At 65.2% G+C, this 6617-nt stretch carries 6 protein-coding genes and 3 tRNA genes; 2 read left to right on the top strand and 7 right to left on the bottom strand.

From position 1 onward, the window contains the following. Nucleotides 1–99: 99 nt before the first annotated feature. The 4 genes from UU9_RS17035 to UU9_RS17020 all read right to left on the bottom strand — a co-directional run bounded on the left by UU9_RS17035 (nucleotide 100) and on the right by UU9_RS17020 (nucleotide 1105). Nucleotides 100–175: transfer RNA gene (locus tag UU9_RS17035), tRNA-Thr, on the bottom strand. Between the two features lie 121 nt (nucleotides 176–296). Beyond that, nucleotides 297–370 (bottom strand) — tRNA-Gly (locus UU9_RS17030). A gap of 59 nt (nucleotides 371–429) precedes the next feature. Next, nucleotides 430–515 (bottom strand) — tRNA-Tyr (locus UU9_RS17025). 101 nt (nucleotides 516–616) lie between these two features. Next, nucleotides 617–1105, bottom strand: a complete 489-nt coding sequence (locus UU9_RS17020) for an acyl-CoA thioesterase (RefSeq protein ID WP_007083010.1) — start codon at nucleotides 1103–1105, stop codon at nucleotides 617–619. Between the two features lie 133 nt (nucleotides 1106–1238). On the opposite strand from UU9_RS17020, the gene UU9_RS17015 reads away from it, so the two are divergent. Further along, a complete protein-coding gene (locus tag UU9_RS17015; RefSeq protein WP_007083009.1) occupies nucleotides 1239–3554 on the top strand; it encodes a SpoIIE family protein phosphatase in 2316 nt (771 codons plus the stop codon). Continuing rightward, a complete protein-coding gene (locus tag UU9_RS17010; RefSeq protein ID WP_007083008.1) occupies nucleotides 3551–3943 on the top strand; it encodes an STAS domain-containing protein in 393 nt (130 codons plus the stop codon). The genes UU9_RS17015 and UU9_RS17010 overlap by 4 nt, the downstream gene beginning before the upstream one ends. A gap of 27 nt (nucleotides 3944–3970) precedes the next feature. On the opposite strand, the gene ychF is transcribed toward UU9_RS17010, so the two are convergent. The 3 genes from ychF to UU9_RS16995 form a co-directional block, all read right to left on the bottom strand. Next, complete coding sequence (gene ychF, locus UU9_RS17005; protein WP_007083007.1) at nucleotides 3971–5059, bottom strand: redox-regulated ATPase YchF; 1089 nt, start codon at nucleotides 5057–5059, stop codon at nucleotides 3971–3973. Between the two features lie 94 nt (nucleotides 5060–5153). Further along, on the bottom strand, nucleotides 5154–5729 hold the full coding sequence (gene pth, locus UU9_RS17000) for an aminoacyl-tRNA hydrolase (protein WP_007083006.1): 576 nt from the start codon (nucleotides 5727–5729) through the stop codon (nucleotides 5154–5156). A 53-nt stretch (nucleotides 5730–5782) separates the two neighbouring features. After that, complete coding sequence (locus UU9_RS16995) at nucleotides 5783–6466, bottom strand: 50S ribosomal protein L25/general stress protein Ctc (protein ID WP_007083005.1); 684 nt, start codon at nucleotides 6464–6466, stop codon at nucleotides 5783–5785. Nucleotides 6467–6617 lie beyond the last annotated feature (151 nt).

Below are 6617 nucleotides of genomic sequence, written 5' to 3'. Positions count from 1 at the left end.
GAATTTACCCTTTGCCATGCGCGCTAAACCCCGATGGAGTCAATGGTTAAAAAGAAAACGTGCCCTGCTAGGGTCACGACCGTGAAGGTCAAACTGAACTGGTGCTCATAACAGGAATCGAACCTGTGACCTCTTCCTTACCAAGGAAGTGCTCTACCGACTGAGCTACATGAGCAGATACTTTTTGCCATCCTCCGTGATGGCGAAGATAAACCCGGCATCCGGCCGGACTTCATCAAGGCGTCGATCTAAGCAGCGACTGCTTCGACCGAGGGCGCCGGGCACGTGCAGAACAATGGAGCGGAAGGCGGGAATCGAACCCGCGTAATCAGTTTGGAAAACTGATGTTCTACCATTGAACTACTCCCGCCCTGCGCGGAACCCTTTGTCAACCGCGCCGTTTTCACGTCGCATGATGCCGCTTGCAACTGGTGGAGGGAGGTGGATTCGAACCACCGAAGGCGTAAGCCAGCAGATTTACAGTCTGCCCCCGTTGGCCGCTTGGGTATCCCTCCAACAAAGAACGCGTATTGTGTGGATCGGACCCGGGACTGTCAACACCTTCTGGCACCGAATTCGCATGTCCGCATGATTTTCCGGCGGGTTTTGCGGCCGCTCAATCCAGTGTCACGCCGCGCAGATCGACCAGTTGCTCCATTCCCTTGGACAGCTCCAGCAACTGCCGGGCCTGCGCCTGCAGCCGGCGCTCGCTGTCGTCGCGCGGTTCCCAGCGCGGCACCGGGGCGGGCTTGCCGTCCTGCCCGTCGAGCGCCACGAAAACCATGACGCAGCTGGTGGCCAGGCGCTGCTCGTCGCGACGCAGGTCGCGAGCCAGCACGTCGACCGCCAGATGCATGCTGCTGGTGCCGGTGTGGATCAGCCGCGCGCGTACCGTGACCAGGTCGCCGATCAGGATCGGCGCCACGAACTGGATGCCGCTCACCGATGCGGTGACGCAATACGCCCCGCTCCAGCCCACCGCGCAGGCATAGCCAGCCTGGTCGATCCACTTCATCGCCATGCCGCCATGCACCTTGCCGCCGAAATTGACGTCCGTTGGCTGGGCGAGAAAGCGAAACGTCACTTCGTGCTGTTGTCCGGACATGGGGCGGCGTCTCGTCGGTGAAGTAGGAGGGCGGGATTATGCCCTGACTGACGAAACCACCCTTGCCGGTCCGGCTTGCGGACAACCAATTATTCGTGGCTAGATGCAAGGCCAAGGAAACCGGGAATGCAGCATGGCCCTGCGCAGCATTGCATCGCGGACAGCACTGTGGGTTCTGGTCGGATCCACGGTCGTGCTTGCGGCGATCGGGGCGTTGTTGCTCAGCCTGACCCGCGCGCAGATCCTGCAGCACACCCACCACGAGGCCGCCGCCCTGGCGGCCAACGCGGGTAGCCAGATCCAGGCCAGGATCGATCGCGTGGCCGTCTCGGCGCAGATGCTCGCAACGATCGTCGCCACCCGCCAGGATGACGCCGAACCCCTGCTGCGCGACACCTTGTCCACCAATCTGGACATGGACGGCCTGGCCGCGGTGTTCACGCCGTCACCCGACCCCTCCGATGCGCCCATGTACTCGCCGTTCGTGCGTCGACTGGACGACGGCAGCCTGACCAGCCGCAACCTGTCGCAAGACAGCAACCCCTACTGGAACAGCAACTGGTTCCTCGGCGGACTCGGTTGCGCCAGCGGCTGCTGGCAGCGGCCGTTCCTGTCGCTGTCGCGGCACCGCCAGGTGATCAACTACTCCGTGGCGATCGAGCGCAACGGGCACCCCACCGGCATCATCAACGCCGACGTCACGCTCGACTGGCTGCACAATATCCTCAGCAGCCTGGACAAGCCCGCGGGCGCCTACGCCTTCGTGCTCGACAGCGACGGCAACTACCTGGCGCACGACAATCCGGTTCTGGTCGGCAAACGCGGCTCACCGGCCCTGCTCAACGCGCTGGCCAGCGACCAGGCCGGAACCATGCGCCTGCGGGTGGCGCAGAACCCGCGGGCGCGCGGGCCGGTCTGGGTTTATTCCGCACCGATCGAAGGCACCCGCTGGCGGCTTGGGCTGGTGGTGCCCGAGTACCAGACCTACGCCAGCGTGCGGCGCATCTTCATGCTGAGCCTCGCGCTGGGCCTGTTGGCGCTGCTCGGCGTGTCGCTGATCACCCTGCTGACGATCCGTCGCACGATGGCGCCGCTGGGTGTGCTGGCCGACCGCGCCGAGCACGTTGCCCGCGGCGAGCTGGATTTCGAATTGCCGCCGGCCCGCCGGCCCGACGAAGTGGGCCGCCTGACCCAGTCGTTCGATCACATGCGCCGCGAGCTGGCCCTGCACCTGGAAGATCTCGCCCGGGTGGCGCGCGAAAAACAGCGGCTGGCCAGCGAACTGGAGATCGCCCATCAGATCCAGCTGGGCCTGTTGCCGAATGCACACTACCTCGACGCCGTCTGCGCGCAGTTCGAACTGCATGCCGCGCTGCGTCCCGCGCGGGCGGTGGGCGGCGATCTCTACAGCTACTTCATGCTCGACCCGCAGCGCTTCTTCGTGATGGTCGGCGACGTCTCCGACAAGGGCATTCCGGCCGCCCTGTTCATGGCGCAGACGATCACCCTGGCCAAGGCGCTGGCGCCGCGCGCACAGACGCCGCAGAACCTGCTGCATCTGCTCAATCTCGAACTCTGCCGCGGCAACGACAGCTGCATGTTCGTCACCCTGCTGTGCGGCCTGCTGGACACCGGCAGCGGCGACCTGGTACTGGCCAGCGCCGGCCACGAGCCGCCGATCCTGTGCGGCCGCGGCGCGCCGCAACTGCTGGAATTCCCCACCGGCGCGGTGCTGGGGCTGTACGAGGATTCCACTTATCCGGAACACCGCCTGCGCCTGCGCACCGGCGAAACGCTGCTGATGTATACCGACGGCATCACCGAAGCCAGCGACCACGAGCAACAGATGTACGGCATCGAGCGCACCGTGGAAAGCCTGGTGCAGGTGCCGTCGACCGCCACCACCGCCGGCTACATCGAGCGGTTGCTGGGCGACGTCGACCATTTCGTGGCGGATGCCGCGCAGGCGGACGACATCACCCTGCTGGCGCTGACCTGGCACGGCACCGGGGTGCCGGCGACCGGGATAGACATCGACAACCGGCTGCCGGACGTCTTCGTGGCGCTCGACCGCTGCGAGCAGCTGCTGCAGGAGGCAAAAGTCCCGGCATCACTGCACGGCGACGTGCGCCTGGTGCTGGAGGAGCTGATGGTCAACACGGTGGAATACGGCTACCCCGATGGTCGACCCGGCCGGATTCGGCTGCTGCTGCAGTCCCGACCCGGCGCCACCACGATCGAGCTGATCGACGACGGCATCGCCTTCGATCCGCTGCAATCCGCCGCCCCCACCCTTACCGGCGACCTGGCCGACCGCGAGCAGATCGGCGGCCTGGGCATCCACCTCGCACGCACCATGACCGACGAAATGCGCTATACACGGGACGCGCAAGGCAATCACCTGCTGCTTCGCTTCACCTACCCGACCGAGGATGGATCTTCACCATGACGCTCAGCCTGCACAGTGAATTCTCCGCCCCCGACCGCGCGGTCGTGCAGGTCGGCGGCCGCCTCGACGCGATGACCTTCGGCGAGCTCGACGAGGCCATGCTCGCCCTGCTGCCACGGCTCGCCGATGGCGGCACCGTGGTGATCGACCTGGCCCACCTTGAATACGTCAGCAGCGCCGGCCTGCGCAGCTTTGCCAAGATCCGCAAAAGCATGCGCGCCCGCGGCGGCCACACCCTGCTGCTGAATCCGCAGCCGCAGGTGCGCAAGGTGTTCGACATCGTCAAGGCCGTGCCGGTGAACGAGGTCTTCGCCAGCACGCAAGAACTCGACGCCTATCTGGACCGCATGCAGCGGCAGATCACCGAAGGCGACGACAGCGACATCTGATCGCTGCGCCGCCGAACGTCCGGCAGCTCAGACGTTGAACAGGAAGTGCAGCACGTCGCCGTCCTTGACGATGTATTCCTTGCCTTCCTTGCGCAGCCGGCCGGCGGCGGCGGCGCCGGCTTCGCCCTTGTACTGGATGAAGTCGTCGTAGCCGATCGTCTCGGCGCGGATGAAGCCCTTCTCGAAATCGCTGTGGATCACGCCCGCCGCCTGCGGTGCGCTGGAGCCGCGGCGCAACTGCCACGCGCGCACTTCCTTCACGCCGGCGGTGAAATAGGTCTGCAGGTCGAGCAATTTGTAACCGGCGCGGATCACCCGGTTCAGACCCGGCTCGTCCAGGCCCATGTCCTTCAGGAACTCGTCGCGGTCGGCGTCGTCCAGCTGCGCCATTTCCTCTTCGATCGACGCGCACACCGGCACCACTTCGGCACCCTCGGCCGCAGCGCGCTCACGCACGACATCGAGCAGCGGATTGTTCTCGAAGCCGTCGTCGGGGACGTTGGCGATGTACATCAGCGGCTTCAGGGTGAGCAGGAACAGGTCGCGCACCAGCGCCTTTTCTTCCTCGTCCAGGCCGAGGCTGCGGGCGGACTTGCCCTCGTTGAGCCCGGTGGACAATTTCTGCAGCACCGGCTTGCGCGCCAGCGCCTCCTTGTCGTTCGCCTTGGCCGCGCGCTCGGCGCGGTTCAGCGCCTTGTCCACCGACTCGAGGTCGGCCAGCGCCAGCTCGGTGTCGATGGTCTCGATGTCGGCGATCGGATCGACCTTGCCGGCCACGTGGATCACGTCACCCTCGAAGCAGCGCACCACGTGAGCAATCGCGTCGACCTCGCGGATGTGGGCCAGGAACTTGTTACCCAGGCCCTCGCCCTTCGACGCGCCAGCCACCAGCCCGGCGATGTCGACGAACTCCACCGCGGTCGGGATCACCTTCTGCGGATTGACGATCTCTGCCAGCGCGTTCAGGCGCGGGTCCGGTACCGGCACCACGCCCACGTTCGGCTCGATCGTGCAGAACGGGAAATTCGCCGCGGCGATGCCCGCCTTGGTCAGCGCGTTGAACAGGGTGGACTTGCCGACATTGGGCAGACCGACGATGCCGCATTTGATGCCCATTTGGGACTCCGGGATTTGGGATTCGGGATTCGGGATTCGGAAGAGCGGGCCGCCATGTTTTGACGAATCCCGAATCCCGAATCTCCAATCCCGGCTACTTCGTATGCAACAACTGCATCGCCTTGTCGAATTGGCCTTCCGCTGCCAGCGGCAGCACGTCCAGGGCGCGGGCGATGCCGTCGAGGATCGCGTCCTCGTCCGTGGCCGACGGCCGGCCCAGCACCCACGGGGTGACCTGGTCGCGGTGGCCGGGGTGGCCGATGCCCACGCGCAGGCGATGGAACTTGCCGTGGCCGAGGTGGGCCATGATGTCGCGCAGGCCGTTCTGGCCGCCGTGGCCGCCGTCGAACTTCAGCCGCACGGTGCCCGCAGGAAGATCCAGGTCGTCATGCGCGACCAGACATTGTTCGGGTTCGATCTTGTAATAGCGCAGCGCCGAAACCACGGCGATGCCGCTCTTGTTCATGAAGGTGGCCGGCTTCAGCAGCCAGACCGGTTCGCCACCGAGGCGCACGCGGCAACTCTCGCCATGCAGCTTGCCGTCGAAGGCGAAACGCTCGCCTTGAGCGCTGGCGAGGGCGTCAACTAGCCAGAACCCGGCGTTGTGCCGGGTTCGGAGGTATTCGGTACCGGGGTTGCCCAGCCCGACGATGAGTCGCAAACCAGCCATGCGCAGAAGCAGCAGGACGGCCCGCACTCCATCGGAGCGCGGGCCGTCGCGGCTTACTTCTTGTCAGCCGCCGGCTTGGCCGGCTTGGCAGCCGCGGCCTTGTTCGCCTCGGCCTCGGCTTCGGCAGCCGCGTCTTCGGCCGCGTCGGCAGCGCTTTCCTTGACGGCGTTCACGGTGACCACCGCGGCGTCGTGCGCCTCGCCCAGCGCCAGCGCGGGCAGTTCCACGTTGGCCGGCAGCTTCAGCTGCGACAGGTGGATGATGTCGCCGGCTTCGACCGCGCCCAGATCCAGCTCGATGAACGCGGGCAGGTCCTTCGGCAGGCAGCTGACTTCCACCTCGGTCAGGTTGTGCGAGATCACCACGCCGGACATCTTGCCGGCCGGCGATGTTTCCTGGTTGAGGAAGTGCAGCGGCACGTTGGCGCGCAGCTTGGCGTTCTCGTCGATGCGCAGGAAATCCATGTGCATCATCAGCTGCTTGAACGGGTGCTTCTGCCAGTCGCGCACCAGCACCTTCTGCACCTTGCCGTCGACGTTCAGGTCGAGCACCGAGGAGAAGAACGACTCGTTCTTCGCGGCCAGCAGGATGGTGTTGTGCTCGATCTGGATGCTCTCGGGAGCCTGATCGCCGCCGTAGACAACGGCAGGCACATAAGCGGCACGACGCAGGCGGCGGCTCGCACCTTTCCCCTCGTCCTTGCGGCTTTGCGCCTTGATTTCAAGATTCTTGGACATTGCTTTTCACTACCTTGGTGGTTGTTTGCCGCCTCGCGGCGACTGGTTGACTTCCCCGCGACCAGGTGAAGTCTGTGTTTCGGGATTTGGAATTTGGGATTTGTGATTCGTCAGAGCCAGTGGCGCTTTTGCGAATGCCAAATCCCCAATC

Source organism: Rhodanobacter fulvus Jip2 (assembly GCF_000264315.1).
Lineage (GTDB): Bacteria > Pseudomonadota > Gammaproteobacteria > Xanthomonadales > Rhodanobacteraceae > Rhodanobacter > Rhodanobacter fulvus.
This window is presented reverse-complemented; position numbering and strand designations above follow the sequence as displayed.